This window comes from Streptomyces sp. NRRL WC-3742, from assembly GCF_000720635.1.
Taxonomy (GTDB): Bacteria; Actinomycetota; Actinomycetes; order Streptomycetales; family Streptomycetaceae; genus Kitasatospora.
In genome coordinates this window covers 21,876-36,048 of record NZ_JOCF01000062.1, presented here as the reverse complement: position 1 = coordinate 36,048, position 14,173 = coordinate 21,876, and the positions used below count along the sequence as shown (strand labels likewise).

Here is a 14,173-nt window from a genome sequence, read left to right as displayed (position 1 = left end):
GAGTAGGAGACGGAGGGCTCGGGCGAGGAGGAGGGAGGAGGGAGGAGGAGGTCAGCGGCGTCGGCGGACCCCGGCCTCGGGGGCGAAGGTGTCCGTGGCGCCGAGGATGGCGACCTGGAGGGCGGCGCCGGCGAAGGCGGTGACGAGGCGGGCGATCCTGCTCATGCTGGTGACTCCCTGGTCGGTTCGGTGCGGATCGGGACGGGACGGGGCCGGACGGGGTCGGACGGGTCGGTTCGGTGCAGGGTTCGGTGCGGGCTTCGGTGCGGGGTGTGGTCGGCGGAGGTCACCGGGGGAGGGAACGCACGAGGTGCTTCACCAGGTGGTGCACCGGGGCCGTGGCCGAGGTGGGCGCCGCGCCCCGGCGGGCGGCCTCGGGGCCCGCGCCCCCGCTCCCGGCGCAGGCGGTCAGCGAGAGCGCCGCGACGGCGGTGGCGGAGGCGACGGCCAGACGGCGGGTGCGGGTGCTGGGCATGTCGGCGGGTTCCTCTGGTTACGGTGTGGCGCTGGGATGACCGAAGCTTGTGACGTGGTTCGTCCCGGCCGCTACGGTCGACGGTGAACTCGGTACGTTGGAACGCCGTTACGGGGTCTGACCTGGGGAAACGGCCGGGCCTGGAACGCTGGAACGGGACACCGGACGATCGGAGGCGCGGGGTGTCGGGGGAGACAGGGAGCACGGGAGCCGAGGGGGCGACGGAGTTCTCGCAGCTGCTCAGCGGCCTCAAGGAACGTTCGGGGCTGAGCTACGGGACGCTCGCCAAGCGGCTGCACATGAGCACGTCGACGCTGCACCGGTACTGCAACGGGACGGCGGTGCCCAACGAGTTCTCGCCCGTGGAGCGGCTGGCCCGGGCGTGCCGGGCGACGCCGGACGAGCTGGTGGAGCTGCACCGGCAGTGGATCCTGGCGGACGCGGGGCGCGGACGGAGGCCGGCGGGGGCGCTCGCACCGGAGCCCGAGCCGGCTTCTGCCCCCGAGCCCGTTGCAGCGCCCGTTGCAGCGCCCGAGCCCGAGCCCGCGCCCGCGCCCACCGCCTCGCGCCGCCGCCGCAGGGCGCTGATCGCCTCCGCGGCGGCGGTGGTCGTCCTGGCGGCGGCGGTGGTGCTCGCCGTCCGCCCGACCCCGAAGGGCGACGGCGGCGCCGCGGAGGCCGCCGCGACGGTGGCGCCCGCCACCGACCCCACCACCCCGGACGCACCGGCAGCCACCCCCTCCTCGGCCCCGGCCCCGACCCCCACCGCCACCCCGACCACGCCGGAGCCCGACGACGGCCCCGCCCCGCTCACCGTGCGCACCCGCCCGTACGCCTACTCCGACCCGTGCAGCCAGCACTTCCTCGTCCGTCGCGAGCCCGGCCAGGTCGGCCCGCCCGCGGCCGAGTCGGACGCCCGGCGCTGGGCGGGCGAGTACGGCGCGGTCTCCTCCGACGAGCAGATGGTCGCCCTGACCGTGCAGGGCACCGGCGCCGAGACCGTCGTCCTGGAGGCCCTGCACGTACGGGTCGTCTCCAAGTCCGCGCCGCTGGCCTGGAACGACTACGCGATGGGCGTGGGCTGCGGCGGCGTCGCCGACACCAAGTCCTTCGAGGTGGACCTCGACCGGGGCAGTCCGGCGCTCGCCCCCGGCCACGGCCAGCGCGCCTTCCCGTACACGGTCAGCGAGTCCGACCCGGAGGTCTTCTACGTCATCGCGCACACCAAGGCCCACGACGTCCGCTGGGAGCTGACCCTCGACTGGTCCAGCGGCGGCCGCCACGGAACCCTGCGCATCGACGACTCCGGCACGTCCTTCCGCACCAGCGCCGCCACCGGCCGTCCCGGCTACGACTACCCGCCGGGCGCCAGCCGCTGGAGCAAGCGCAGCGGCTAGTCAGTTCCGTTGCCCGGAAAGGCGGTTCGCCCGGGCGAACCGCCCAGGCAGGATACGGTTGAACCGGACGCAACAGGCTGGGCGGTGGCGAACTCCTGCGCCACGTACGACCGGGGGTGTGGTGTGGTGGACGCGCTGTCGCTGACGGCGGTGACGGCCTTCCTGACGGCGGCCGGCACGAGCATGGCCAACGAAGCGGGCAAGCGGCTCTGGGAGACGACGGGCGCGGCGGTGGCCCGGATGATGGGCCGCGAGGTTCCCGCGCCCGCCGGTCAGGCCGAACGGGAGGCCGTCGCGGCGCTCCTGGTGGCGGAGGCCCGCCGCAGCCCCGAGCAGGCCCGGGCGCTGGTCGCGCTGATGAGCGGCACGGGTACGGGCGGGTCGGCGGCGCAGGGCGTGCCGCGCCAGCTCCCGGCCTCGACGCGCTACTTCACCGACCGGAAGGATCCGCTGGCCCTCCTCGACCGCGAGGCCACCCGCAAGTTGGACGGACTCCCCAAGGTGGCCGTCCTGCACGGCCCGGAGGGCATCGGCACCAGCGCCGTCGCGTTCCACTGGGGCGGTCTCCGGGCGAAGTCGTTCCCGGACGGCACTCTGTACGCGGACCTGCGGGGCGGCTCGGCGAGCACGGCCCCGACCGCCGCCACCGTCCTGCGGCAGTTCCTGCTGCGGCTCGGCACGGCCGCCGACGACGTCCCGCTCACCCTCGAAGGCCGCGTCGACCGCCTGCGCACGCTGCTCGCCGAGCGCCGGCTGCTGGTCGTGCTCGACCACGCGCAGTCGGCCGCCCAGGTGCGGCCGCTGATCACGGGCGCGCCCGGGGTGTTCACCGTGGTGGTCGCCCGCCGCCCGCTCACCGGGCTGGACGCCGTCACCGTCCCGGTCGGCCCGCTGTCCGACAAGGACGCCAGGCGTCTGCTGACCCTCCTCGCCGGCCGCGAGGTCATGACGGAGGCCAAGGCTTCGCTCCCCTCGCTGCTGCGGCGGTGCGGGGGAGTCCCGTTCGCCCTGCGCGCCATGGCGCCGTACCTGACGAGCGCCTCGCCCGCCGCCGCGCCGGGCGAACTGCCGCCGGTGCGGGCGGCGGCGGAGGAGGCGTACCGCCGCCTCGAACCGGACGCGGCCCGGCTCTACCGTCTGTGCGCCCTGCGGCCCTGGCCCGCCTTCGGCGCGGGTGCGGCGGCCGCGGCGGCGGGCGTGGAGGAGGAGCGGGCACAGCTGTTGCTGGCCGAACTCGCCGAGCTGCAGCTGCTGGAGGACACCGGCGACGGCCGCTACCGCCACCGCCCGGCGGTGCGCGCCCACGCGGAGGAGGCCGCCGCCCGTGAGGACGGCCTGGCGGGTTGCGCGGCGGCCGTGCGCCGGACGGTGGACTGGTACCTGCGCTTCGCCGTGCGCGCCGACTACGCGGCCCTGAAGGAGCGTTGGCACCTCGGTCCGCTCTACGACGAGCTCGGCCCCGGCGCGTACGAGGACGCGGGTGCGGCCGTCGCCGCGCTGGTGGCCGAGTCGGGCAACCTGGTCGAATCCGTGATCGCCGCCGAGGAGTTCGGCCACGACGACCTCGTCTGGCAGAGCGTCGAGGCGCTCTGGGCCGTCCAGCTCAAGGCGGGCGGCCACGAGGCGCTGCTGCCCGCACTGCGCGCCGGGGCCAGGGCGGCCGCCCGGCACTGCCCCGGCACCCGGACGGCCGGGCGGATGCACGTCCAACTGGCCTTCGCGCTGATGGAGTCGATGCAGGACGAGGAGGCCGAGCGCGAGCTGCGGGCGGCGGCCGAGGACGAGGCCCTGGCGGGGCACACCCGCGGCCGGGCGACGGCCGTCGAGTCGCTCGGCCTGCTGCGGCTGCGGCAGTGGCGCTTCGAGTCGGCGCTGGAGTGCTTCGAGGAGGCCGATCGGCTGCTCGACCGGATCGGCCCGGACGGAGAGGGCGCGGCCGACCTGCCGCGCGCCCGCGCCCTGCTGCAACGCCACCGGGGCCGCGCCCTGCGGGGCCTGTCGCGCTTCGAGGAGGCGGTGCAACGGCTGGGCACGGCACTGGATTTCTTCCAGGGGAGCGGCGAGGGCTACAACACGGCCCGGGTGCTGACGGACCTCGCCGAGCTCCGGATCGCCGAGTCCGACCCCGCCGCCGCCCTCCCGCTGATCGACCGGGCCGTGGCACTGCTGGGCCGGGAGAACGCCACCGCGCACCTCACCTACCTGGCCGACCTCCGCGATCGGTGCACGCCGGAACCACGCTGACCCGCTGAACGCCCGCCCCGGTCCGAACCGTCAGCGTGTCCTGGGGGTACGGGTGGGCGGACAGCTGGGCGTGCAGCGCCGAGGCGTACGCGGCCGGGTCGGCCGGGTCCCCCTCCGCGTCCCCCTCCGCCGACAGGTGCAGCCGCAGCCCGTCGCGGTGCAGCACCTGGCACTCGCGCGGCCCGGTGACGTACGCGGCCAGCGAGGCGCCGGGGTGGCGGGCGAGCACCTCGGCCGCCCAGGCGTACGGCGGTCCCAGACGCGGGTCGTCGGCCGCGCCGTACCGGAGGATGACGTCGGCGAGGTCCAGCGCGCCCGGGTCGAGGGTGTCCTCGTGCACGGCGAGGTGGCTCTCCGCTTCCTCGGCCTCGCCCTCGGGCTCGTAGCGGGGGTCCGCGAAGCGCTGCACGGCGATGGCGCCGTCCGCGGCGGTGCGGGTGAGCACGCGCAGCGGCGCCGTGCGCAGCGGCGGTTCGTACGGGGGCAGCGGCAGCGGGTCGAGCAGCGCGGGGCCGGGCGGTTCGGGGATGCCGATCAGCCGGTAGAACAGGCCGCGCAGCAGCGCCGCCGACCGGCCGGGCGCCGAGGTGGTGGACTCGGCGGGCCCCGGCAGGGGGCGGTGTTCGGCGAGCAGCTTCTCCAACTGGGGCAGCAGCACGCCGTACGGGTCGAGGCGGGGCGCGGTACGGACGAAGGCGGCGACCGGGGAGGTTTCGCCGAGGCCGTCCAGGTGGGCGGCGCCGAGCAGGACGGGGGTGCCGAGGGCGGCCGCGTAGTAGCTGACGGACCCGAAGTCGCCCAGGACGAGGTCGGCGGCGATGAGGGCCTGGCGCCAGCCGTCGACGGGGTCGACGAGGGCGAGGCCCGCGCGGCGGGCCCGGTCGAGCCAGAGGCGGACCTGGCCGGGGCCGTGGCCGTGCCAGATGTTGGGGTGGAGGACGGCGGCCACCCGGTACTCGTCGGCGGGCAGTTCGGAGGTCAGCCGGGGCAGGAGGAGGGGGAGGACGTCCTCGGGGCCGGCGTCGCCGAACAGGCCCGTGGGGTTCCACGTGGAGTTCAGCAGGACGAGCCGCTGGCCGGGGTGGACGCCGAGGGCGCGGCGGTAGCGGTCGCGGTGGTGGCGGGCGGCGAGGATGCGGTCGTAGCAGGGGTCGCCGGCGAGGACGGCGGTCGGCAGCGCCTCGGGGCAGGCTTCGGCGAGGCGGTCGATCTGTTCGGGGTGGGAGAACACCATGGCGTCCGCGACCGGCGTGCCCCCGGAGAGGACCCATTCAGGCCCGAGGCCGAAGACCCCCGTCACCCGGTGTCCGGTGTCCGGTGTCCGGTGTCCGGTGTGGTGAGCTTCTTATTGTATCCAACGCCATGCGACAGTACGACCAACTTCCCCTGTATCTCGTCGAGTTGGCCGCCGTAACTGGCCGAGATCGCCAGGTCCACCGGAGTCGCCAGCGCCTGCTCCCACGGCAGGACCGGCACCCCCGTCGCCTCGAGCAGCTCCGCCACCCCCGCCTGGAACGGCGACGACCCCGTGCAGGTCGCCAGCACCTGCACCCGCAGGTCGTCCCGGAACAGCGGCAGCACGTCCAGCAGCCGGGTCGCCGAGGTCACGTTGTGGACGACCAGCAGCACCCTCCGGCACCGCCCCCTCGCGGCCCACCGCTGCGCCTCCGCCCCGACCGGCACGCGGACCCACCGCCTCGCGTCCTCCCCCACGCCCTCCTCCTCCAGCCCTCACGCCCGCCGATCCGTTTCGATCTTGGAGCGTACGGAGCATCCGGAAGCGGCGCCACCGGCCCTCGGTAACGCGTTCGGTGCGGCAGGAATGCCGTTGCCTGCCATGGTGGTGCAGCCGGAAGCACATCGGCATGTCCGTTGCCGCCCGCGATCTGGAGAGGGCTGGACAACGCGGGCCCATGAGGACAGCCTCAGCCCGCCGGCGGCTTCAGCGCCGCGAACGGGCCCGTGTCCGCAGCGAGAAGGGCCTCCGCTGGGGCGGCCAGACCCGCTCTCGCCGCGTGATCAGGCGACCGAACGCGGAGCGTCACATCTTCGTACCCAGGGCGATCCGATACAGCACATTCCGGCGCAACGGTCCCTCGGGCGCGGTGGGGTCGTCGAAGTCGTCAGCGGGATCTCGCGTCATGCCGATCCGGCGCATGACCGCCTGGGAACGGAGGTTGGTGGCTGTCGTTACCGCCAGGATCTCGGGGAGTCCAAGGGCCTCAAAGCCGAAGGACAGGACCACCACGGCGGCCTCGGTAGCGTAGCCCTGGCCCCAGGCTGAACGAGCGAGCCTCCAACCGATCTCCACCCCCGTGAACGACATGCCGTCATCCACCTGGTCCAAGCCTGCGAAGCCGATGAACTCGCCGGTCGCCGATACTTCGACCGCCCACCACCCGTAACCTCGCTCGTCGAACGCTGTCTGGAACCTTGCCACGGAGGCATCGCTCTGTTCACGGGTCAGCAGGTCACACAGGTGCTCCCGGACCTCGGGATCGGCATTCATCGCTGCCCACGGTTCAAGGTCAGAGTCCTGCCATCGACGGAGGATGAGGCGATCGGTACGCAGTTCAGTCATGTTGCCAAGCCAACGGTGGACTGCGGTCCCCAAGCAATCCATTTTCCTCGGGACTGCTACCGCCCAGCGGAGTTCGGGGATTTTTGCCTGTCCCCCTTGCCTGGCCGGGTAGTAGTGGTGCTCGTCGTCGGCGTCGGTCGAGTGGGGTGGGAGGGCCGATGGCCGCCAGGGTGTTCTCGGATCGGGGAGCTGGTCGTCTCGCCGCTCACCGCGGAGGACATCCCGTCCGGTCAGCGTGACTTGGGGAAGGCGGCGCGCAGTGCGGAGCCGCGGGTGATGAACGCGACTCGGACGATGGGCGGCATGCAGACGGCCTGCATCACGGCGTACCACAGCGGGCAGACATCCGGGATCAGGTCGACGCCGATGATCGCGATCGGCATGATGACGGCGAGGGCGCTCACCCGCTCGAAGGCCCGTCGAGATCCTCGGGAAGCGGAGACGGTCATCCGGTAGACCAGCACGGCGACTACAGGCAGCAGGACTGCCCGGACCCACATGAACGTGTTCACCATATGACCGCCGCTCGACACCACGATGACCGCCAGGAGGGCGACGGCGCTGATTGCGCCGTAGACCTTGACGCTGTTCTTCGCCGTGTCGAAGGCATCTTGGGTGCGGGGGCCGTTGAGGAGTGCCGCCTCAGTCGTGTGCTTCTTGGTTTCCATGCTCACCGACGCTAAGAGGCGCCAGGCCGACGCGGTATCCGTCTGGACCCACGGGTGGGTGGGGCCAGCCCCACTCCTCGGCCCACCAGGGCCGCAGCGGGCTCCGCGCGGTGCACAGTGGGGGCACCGGACGGAAAGCGAAGGAAGATCATGAGACAGCTGAGTTCGTGGCTGGCGCGCGTCGGCGTGGGGTTCGTACGGGCGTGCGTCGTGGCGGTCATCAGCATGCTGGTCCCGGCCGTGTGGGCCGCCGCCGTGGCACTGGGGATCTGGTGGGGAGCGGGAAACCCGTGGTCGTGGGTTGCCCCGGTCGTGCTGGTGTGCGGGTGCACGCCCGCCCTGTCCCGCCCGGTCTGCCGGATGGTCCGCTTCCTCGTCGCGAGGTGGACGGCCACCGTCATCCCCGCCGGATACCGGCAGGCCGGGCCGGTGACGCGGATGTCCACCGGGTACTGGTGGAACGGCTTCGGCTACGAGCGCACCCGCCGCGATGCCCTCTTCGATCAGAAGTGGCGGGTCCGGTGGAGCGACCCCGCCAACTGGCGCGACCTCCGGTTCACGGCGATCGCGCCGCTCACCGCGGGCGTGGTCGCGTCCCTCCCGCCGGCCGGGGTGGTCGTGGCGGTCCTCGGGCTCGGTCGACCGGAGCCCGCCGCGCGCGTCGTCGGGGCGCTCGGCCTGGTCGTGGCCGTCGCCGGCGCCCCGTATGCCTGGCGGTGTGTCGAGCCGGTGGCCGTCCGCTTCCTGCGCCCGTCACCCGCGATGGCACTGGCGGACCGGGTGGACGAGCTGACTGCCCAGCGCGCGGATGCGACGATCGCCCAGGCCGCCGAGATCCGCCGGATCGAGCGGGACCTGCACGACGGGGCGCAGGCCCGCCTGGTCGGGCTCGGGCTCTCTTTGGCGACTGCGGAGAAGCTGATGGAAACCGACCCTGACCAGGCCAGGACGCTGATGCGGGAAGCGCGGGCCGGTGCCATCGCGTCACTGACCGAGCTCCGCGAACTGGTCCAGGGAATCAACCCGCCCGTGCTGAACGACCGCGGGCTCATCGATGCCGTTCGCGCTCTTGCCCTGGACAGCCCGCTCGAAGCGGTTGTCAGCGCAGACCTTCAACTCAGCCTGGACCCGCCGATCGAGTCCGCCCTGTATTTCGCCATCGCCGAACTGCTGACCAACGCGGCCAAGCACGCCCGGGCGACCCAGGTCCGGATCTCCATCACCCAGGACGACACCGGCATCGTCATCGATGTCGAAGACAACGGCCGCGGTGGAGCCGGCCTGCGAGCCGACGGCGGACTCGCGGGGCTGCGCCGCCGCTTCGCGGTCTTCGACGGCGCCCTAAAGATCACCAGTCCGGAAGGCGGCCCGACCCGGATGAGGATGATGGTGCCGTGCGAATCGTCGTAGCCGAAGACCTCTACCTCCTGCGTGACGGGATGGTTCGCCTCATCGAGGCATATGGACACCAGGTGGTGGCGACCGCAGCCACCGGACCCGAGACGCTGGATGCGCTGTTGACGTGGCGGCCGGATGTTGCCGTCGTCGACGTCCGCATGCCGCCGACCCAGTCGGACGAGGGCCTGCGGGCGGCTCTTGCCGCCCGCAGCGAACTGGCCGGGCTGCCGGTCCTCATCCTTTCCCAGTACGTCGAGCAGTTGTACGCCCGCGAACTCCTGGCCGACGGCGCCGGTGGCATCGGCTACTTCCTCAAAGAGAGCGTCTTCGACGCCGGTCAGTTCATCGACGCCCTGGAACGCGTCGCCGCCGGCGGGACCGCCATGGACCCGGCCGTCATCGCCAAACTACTGTCCAGCGGATCCTCGTACCGACGGCTCGAACGGCTCACCGAACGCGAACACTCCGTGCTCGGCCTCATGGCCGAAGGGCTGTCCAACCAGGCCATCGGCCAACGGCTCTTCCTCAGCGAAAGTGCCATCAGCAAGTACACCACCTCCCTGTTCGGCAAACTCGGCATCACCGATGACGACAACAACAACCGCCGCGTCCTCGCCGTTCTCACCTACCTGAACAACCCCTGACGCGCCTCGGCCCCACCGCAAGTCGGTGTTTCACAGGTGGTCCCCGTTTCAACACCGGGCGCCGACGGCATCACCCCAGGTCGATGTGTTTCGCAGGCCGTTTCCTTCCTCTGGGGCCCGTCTTGCCGGGTAGCCCCGGACAGTGAGTCGAGATCGGGCGCTACCTGGTACCAACCGGCGTACTTCGGCGCGGATCGGCGCAACTGGCGGCGCGGTGCTTCCTGCGAGCGGCTTGTGGCTGATCCGCCGCCAGAGGGCCTGTGGTTCGGCGTAGCCTTCCCGCATGGCAGAGAGCAAGGTCCGGAAGGCGGCGGCGCCGAAGCCGGCCGTGAAGAAGGCGGCGGTGAAACCGAGGAAGCCGGAGTCGCATCTGGCGATGGTGCGGCGGGCGCGCAGGATCAACCGGGAACTGGCGGAGCTGTATCCGTACGCGCACCCCGAGCTGGACTTCGACAACCCGTTCCAGCTGCTGGTGGCCACCGTGCTGTCGGCGCAGACCACCGACCTGCGGGTCAACCAGACCACCCCGGCCCTGTTCGCGAAGTACCCGACGCCCGAGGACATGGCGGCGGCGAACCCGGAGGAGCTGGAGGAGATCATCCGTCCGACCGGGTTCTTCCGGAACAAGGCGAAGTCCCTGATCGGCCTCTCCGCCGCCCTGCGCGACGAGTTCGGCGGCGAGGTCCCCGGCCGCCTCGCCGACCTGGTGACCCTGCCCGGCGTCGGCCGCAAGACCGCCAACGTCGTCCTGGGCAACGCGTTCGGTGTTCACACATCAGAACGACAGAAATTCGCAGCTGCGGCCTGAAGGCCGGTGGCAACCGTCCAGCTCAGCGCCCTCGGGGAGGCTCACGGGGTTCGCACATCAGGTCGATAGACTCGGCCGGGTGAACGCCCCTGTACGAACCATCCCGCGCCAGTCGGCCGAGGTGGACCCCGAGCTGATCGCCGCCGTCAACCGGATCGTGGTGAGCTACGTCCGGCAGTCCTCTGCCAAGGCGGACCGTACTGAGGCGTCGCCGCAGACCCAGCGGGACAAGAACGAGGAAGCGTCGGCCAACTGGGGCACCTTCCGGCGTCACTACGAGGACATCGGTATCTCCGGCTGGGACCCGGACGCGGAGCGCGAGGACTTCGAGCGGATGCTCGCGGACGCGCGGGCCGGCCTCTTCCAGGTCCTCATCGTCTACAACGTCAGCCGGTTCTCGCGGCGCGAGGTGATGGACGCGATCCCGGTCGTCACGGAGCTGCACCGGCTCGGGATCACCATCGTCAGCGTGATGGAGGGCGTCTTCCCGCCCGGGGACAACATGGCGCTGATCTATCTGATCATGCGCCTGGACGCCGCTCACCAGGAGTCCCAGAACAAGAGCGAGGCCGTTCGGGACGTGAAGGCCGCCCAGCGTGATGCGGGGAGTTGGCTCGGTGGTGCCCCGACCTACGGTCTCCGCGCGGAGAAGGAGATCCGCGGCAAGCTCGTGATCTACGTTCTGCGCCACGAGGACGACGAGACGAAGAACCTCCGAGAGGTCTGGGCGACGATCAAAGCCCACAGGGACAAGCCGATCAAGCCGGGGAAGAAACACCCGGGTTCGCTGTCGGGGATCTGCACTGACATGAACGTGCGCGGCGTCGAGACGAAGGGCCAGCGCATCGGCAAGGATCGCGCCGACTCGCAGTGGCACAGCCGGACCCTCAAGGGAATCCTGATCAACCCGGTCATCGCGGGCATGAGCGCCGAGACGATCTACAAGGTGAAGGAGGACGGCACGAGGACGAAGACCGTCGAGGGCTACCGGATCAACCGGGACGAGGAGGGCCGCCCCATCATGATCTGCGAGCCGATCATCCCGCCCGACGAGTGGTACGACCTGCAGGACTGGCTCGCGGGCCGTGGACGCGGACAGGGGCTCTCGCGCGGCACGTCCCTGCTGGCCAGCCTGAAGAACACGGACAGGGAACCGGTCCTCACCTGCGAGTGCGGACGCCCGATGACCAGCCTGAACGCCGCCGCCACCGACCCGAAGGTCAAGCCCGTCTACCGCTGCACCCGAGCGCCGGGCGTTGCTACGGAAGGCGAGCACGAGGGCGGTAACGCCGTCATGCTGAAGCACCTGGACGAGCACGTAGCCCGGCGGATCTTCGCGCTGATCCGCTCGGCCGAGGACGACCCCGAGGTGCTGCCCGTCATCGCCGAGGCCACCAGGACCTTCGCGCGGTCGCAGGAGAACCCGGCGACGGCAGCCGAGCGCAATGCGCTGATCGCGGAGAGGGTGGACGCGGAACGCGCGTTGGGCGAGCTGTACGACGACCTCGACGCGAACGTCTACAGCGGCAGGATGGGCCGCGAGCGCTTCCTCGCAAAGAAGGCCCGGATCGAGGGCCGGATCGCTGCCGCCGACGTCCGCCTCGGTGGTCTGCACGAACTGGACGACGTGGTGCTGCCGCTGTCGGAGTGGCTGCCGGCTGACCCGACCGCCGATCCTCTGGGGGAGGAGAGCTGGTGGCACGACGCTGACCTTGACGCCCGCCGGACGTTCGTCAGCCTCTTCGTCCGGCAGATCGTGATCTCCAAGGCGGCCAGCCGCTGGGGCCACTCGCGCACGAAGGCGTATGACGTCGAGCCCCGGGTCGAGCTGAAGTGGGTCGGGCCGAACGACGGCGTCGAGGATGACTCGGAGGGCGGGCACGAGTAGGCGCTCGGCAGGACGAGAAGGGGGCAGCCCAGCGGGCTGCCCCCTTCTCGTTAACCCCAGGGGCCGAGGACCGTAAGAGCCGGCATGCGATACGCGAGGTGGGACCCGCCGCCGATGGGGACGTCCACGCGCCGGATGGCCAGCTCGCAGAGCGCCTCGCCACCGGTGGCGGCGAGCGCGGCCCGCACGGTGGGAAGCGACTCGGCGAGCTTCCAGGAGGCGGACTGGAAGCGGAACATGCCGAGGCCCGGGGCCTGCGCGAGGCGGCAATCGACCGTCACGCTCGGGTGGGGACCGCGTCCGGCCTTGGCCAGTGCCTTACGGTCCGCCATCGAGCGAGGGCATCCACAGGGGGAACCGGCGGCTGTGGGCGGGGATAGGAAGGCAGCCCCGTCACAGTGGTGAACGAGGCGGCCTTGGCCCCACCGCCGCATGTCGACAGTGATCGCCTCGGTGTTGACGATGATCCGCATCGTTGGAGTGCGGGTCATGACCTCGATCTCGTCATCCTCCGCGGCTGCGGCGTCCGCAGTGGCCACAACGAAGTGGTCGGCGACGGCCGCTGCGACCGAGAGCTGGGAGGTCGTCACTCGCCAGGTGGCCAGTGACTCGGGCCGGTTGTCCACGCGCCGGCCGAGGTGGAGCCACCCAACTGGTTGGGCGATCGCTGAAGGGGACTGAGTACTCGCCGCGCTGGCGAGCATCGCGGCGGTGGTGGTGGGGGACTTCCGCGCGAGGGCGGTGACGGGCATGGGTCTCCTGTCCGGCGGTCGGTTCCCCGTGGGCGGGCAGCGTGGGGGAGCCGGTGACGGTGCGGCGGGGGCGGGGTGGGTGTTCGCTCCGGATCGGGAGCGGCGAGGCGCGCCGGCTGTTGGGCGGCGTCGTGGAGCCGGCCGCGCGCTGAGAGGCGGGGCGGCGGAGAAGCTGCGTCGCGGAGTGGGCAGGGTGGAGTCCTGCGTGCGGGCGGCAGCTGGGGAAGACCGTCAGATCGGTCTTGGAATTTCGAAAGTGAACACCAGGGCCGTTGGGGTCGGCCGGGTCGCCGGGGGCGACGAGAGAGGTGTGCACCGGGTGGACGGCACTCGGTTCCTTCCTCGGTGGCTGGCGGGCTGCAACCCTGCACCGGGGTCGATCGTCGTGGATGGGCGGTTCGCGCGGTTGGTGGCCGCGTGGGGTGTGACGTTAGCTCTGCTTTCCGGCCGTACCAAGTGGCCTTCCGGGCTCGGTGAGCACGCTAGGAGCGTTTCGGCTCTTTACCAAAAAAGATCTTGAGTGGCCGTTGCGGACGGTCGGCGGTGGCCGGGGAGTGTGCCTGGTCCGATCACTCGTCGGTGTGGACCGGATCGGTGGGCATCTTGCCGCCCTTGAGGAACTCCTGGACGAGCTTGGTTGGCGCGTGCTTGCGGTACTCGAAGGAGAGACCGATCGCGATCTTGCCGCGGAGCCGCTTGGCGTTGTGGGGGAAGTCTCGGCAGTACTTCTGGGCGGCGGCCATGGCCGTGGCCGTGAACTCGGCGCCCTGCGCCGTCGTCCGGTACCCGAAGATCACGTGGTCGGCGACCTGCTGCATGATCTTTTCCTCGGGTGAGGTCGGCGGGCCGAGGAAGTCCTCCAGGGCCAGGTCGAAGACCTTGGCGAAGCCGATCGCCTCGTTCAGGTTGATCCGCCGGCGCGGTTCGCCGCTCTCGATGCGCCACACCGAGGACTGGTTGATCGGGTAGCCGGCCTCCGTCATGCGCTTGGCCAGCTCGCCCGTGCTCCAGCCGCGGAGTTCGCGCTCCAGGCGGACGCGCTCGGCCGCGTTCTCCTCGCTCAGGACGGTGGAGGCGGCATCCTCCCTCTGGCCCTCGGCCGGGTTGGTCGTGGGCTCGTCGTTCTCGGGCACCCATTCACCTCGCATTCGAGTTTGAGGCGACTTGCATTACGGTCGCCGGGGTGCCATAGTCATGCATGGCGAAATGCATGTCAAGTCGAACCGCATCGCGGAGGCTGCCTGCTGCTCGCCCCGAGAAGGCCGAAGGCCCCCGGTGCTACCAACACCGAGGGCCTGAAAGGTCCCGAAACCGCCCA

12 protein-coding genes and 1 pseudogene are annotated in these 14,173 nt (G+C 71.6%); 6 read left to right on the top strand and 7 right to left on the bottom strand.

The window, feature by feature from the left end; all coding sequences use genetic code 11:
- Nucleotides 1-286: 286 nt before the first annotated feature.
- Nucleotides 287-475, bottom strand: a complete 189-nt coding sequence (locus tag IH61_RS0129550) for a hypothetical protein (RefSeq protein WP_031075374.1) — start codon at nt 473-475, stop codon at nt 287-289.
- 182 nt (nt 476-657) lie between these two features.
- On the opposite strand from IH61_RS0129550, the gene IH61_RS0129545 reads away from it, so the two are divergent.
- Together IH61_RS0129545 and IH61_RS0129540 are read left to right on the top strand one after the other, a co-directional pair.
- Nucleotides 658-1,872 carry a helix-turn-helix domain-containing protein gene (locus tag IH61_RS0129545; RefSeq protein ID WP_031075373.1) on the top strand — a complete coding sequence of 405 codons (1,215 nt, stop codon included), beginning with the start codon at nt 658-660 and terminating at the stop codon, nt 1,870-1,872.
- 84 nt (nt 1,873-1,956) lie between these two features.
- Nucleotides 1,957-4,116: a tetratricopeptide repeat protein gene (locus IH61_RS0129540; RefSeq protein WP_234327391.1), complete on the top strand. Its 2,160-nt coding sequence runs from the start codon at nt 1,957-1,959 to the stop codon at nt 4,114-4,116.
- Here the strand turns inward: IH61_RS0129540 and IH61_RS0129535 are convergent.
- The 4 genes from IH61_RS0129535 to IH61_RS0129520 all read right to left on the bottom strand — a co-directional run bounded on the left by IH61_RS0129535 (nt 4,067) and on the right by IH61_RS0129520 (nt 7,365).
- Entirely contained in the window at nt 4,067-5,416 is a 1,350-nt protein-coding gene (locus IH61_RS0129535; protein WP_234327390.1) for a hypothetical protein, read from the bottom strand. The genes IH61_RS0129540 and IH61_RS0129535 overlap by 50 nt on opposite strands.
- Nucleotides 5,413-5,745: a hypothetical protein gene (locus tag IH61_RS0129530; RefSeq protein ID WP_158845406.1), complete on the bottom strand. Its 333-nt coding sequence runs from the start codon at nt 5,743-5,745 to the stop codon at nt 5,413-5,415. Before IH61_RS0129530 ends, IH61_RS0129535 begins: the two co-directional genes overlap by 4 nt.
- Before the next feature lie 412 nt (nt 5,746-6,157).
- On the bottom strand, nt 6,158-6,697 hold the full coding sequence (locus tag IH61_RS0129525; RefSeq protein WP_031075366.1) for a GNAT family N-acetyltransferase: 540 nt from the start codon (nt 6,695-6,697) through the stop codon (nt 6,158-6,160).
- A gap of 230 nt (nt 6,698-6,927) precedes the next feature.
- Nucleotides 6,928-7,365, bottom strand: a complete 438-nt coding sequence (locus IH61_RS0129520) for a hypothetical protein (protein ID WP_031075364.1) — start codon at nt 7,363-7,365, stop codon at nt 6,928-6,930.
- Nucleotides 7,366-7,515: 150 nt separating this feature from the next.
- Between IH61_RS0129520 and IH61_RS0129515 the strand changes: the two genes are divergently transcribed.
- From IH61_RS0129515 to IH61_RS41660, 4 genes and pseudogenes are all read left to right on the top strand, one after another.
- Nucleotides 7,516-8,775 (top strand): sensor histidine kinase, encoded by a 1,260-nt coding sequence (locus IH61_RS0129515; RefSeq protein ID WP_031075363.1) that lies wholly within the window; start codon nt 7,516-7,518, stop codon nt 8,773-8,775.
- Entirely contained in the window at nt 8,760-9,407 is a 648-nt protein-coding gene (locus tag IH61_RS0129510; RefSeq protein ID WP_031075361.1) for a response regulator transcription factor, read from the top strand. Before IH61_RS0129515 ends, IH61_RS0129510 begins: the two co-directional genes overlap by 16 nt.
- Before the next feature lie 283 nt (nt 9,408-9,690).
- Nucleotides 9,691-10,176 (top strand): annotated as a pseudogene (locus IH61_RS0129505) (endonuclease III domain-containing protein); the annotation flags it as partial.
- A complete protein-coding gene (locus IH61_RS41660; RefSeq protein ID WP_078911491.1) occupies nt 10,172-12,103 on the top strand; it encodes a recombinase family protein in 1,932 nt (643 codons plus the stop codon). The pseudogene IH61_RS0129505 and the gene IH61_RS41660, both read left to right, overlap by 5 nt.
- Nucleotides 12,104-12,153: 50 nt before the next feature.
- Here IH61_RS41660 and IH61_RS0129495 read toward each other — a convergent pair whose 3' ends face one another.
- Both IH61_RS0129495 and IH61_RS43320 read right to left on the bottom strand, forming a co-directional pair.
- A complete protein-coding gene (locus tag IH61_RS0129495; RefSeq protein WP_051838325.1) occupies nt 12,154-12,855 on the bottom strand; it encodes a hypothetical protein in 702 nt (233 codons plus the stop codon).
- A gap of 569 nt (nt 12,856-13,424) precedes the next feature.
- Nucleotides 13,425-13,919 (bottom strand): helix-turn-helix domain-containing protein, encoded by a 495-nt coding sequence (locus tag IH61_RS43320; protein ID WP_234327393.1) that lies wholly within the window; start codon nt 13,917-13,919, stop codon nt 13,425-13,427.
- Between the last annotated feature and the right edge of the window lie 254 nt (nt 13,920-14,173).

Coding starts and splice junctions, on each gene's coding strand:
- IH61_RS0129520 (WP_031075364.1), bottom strand. CDS start 7,365: ATGGAAACCAAGAAGCACACGACTGAGGCGGCACTCCTCAACGGCCCC.
- IH61_RS0129495 (WP_051838325.1), bottom strand. CDS start 12,855: ATGCCCGTCACCGCCCTCGCGCGGAAGTCCCCCACCACCACCGCCGCG.
- IH61_RS0129550 (WP_031075374.1), bottom strand. CDS start 475: ATGCCCAGCACCCGCACCCGCCGTCTGGCCGTCGCCTCCGCCACCGCC.
- IH61_RS0129515 (WP_031075363.1), top strand. CDS start 7,516: ATGAGACAGCTGAGTTCGTGGCTGGCGCGCGTCGGCGTGGGGTTCGTA.
- IH61_RS0129525 (WP_031075366.1), bottom strand. CDS start 6,697: ATGACTGAACTGCGTACCGATCGCCTCATCCTCCGTCGATGGCAGGAC.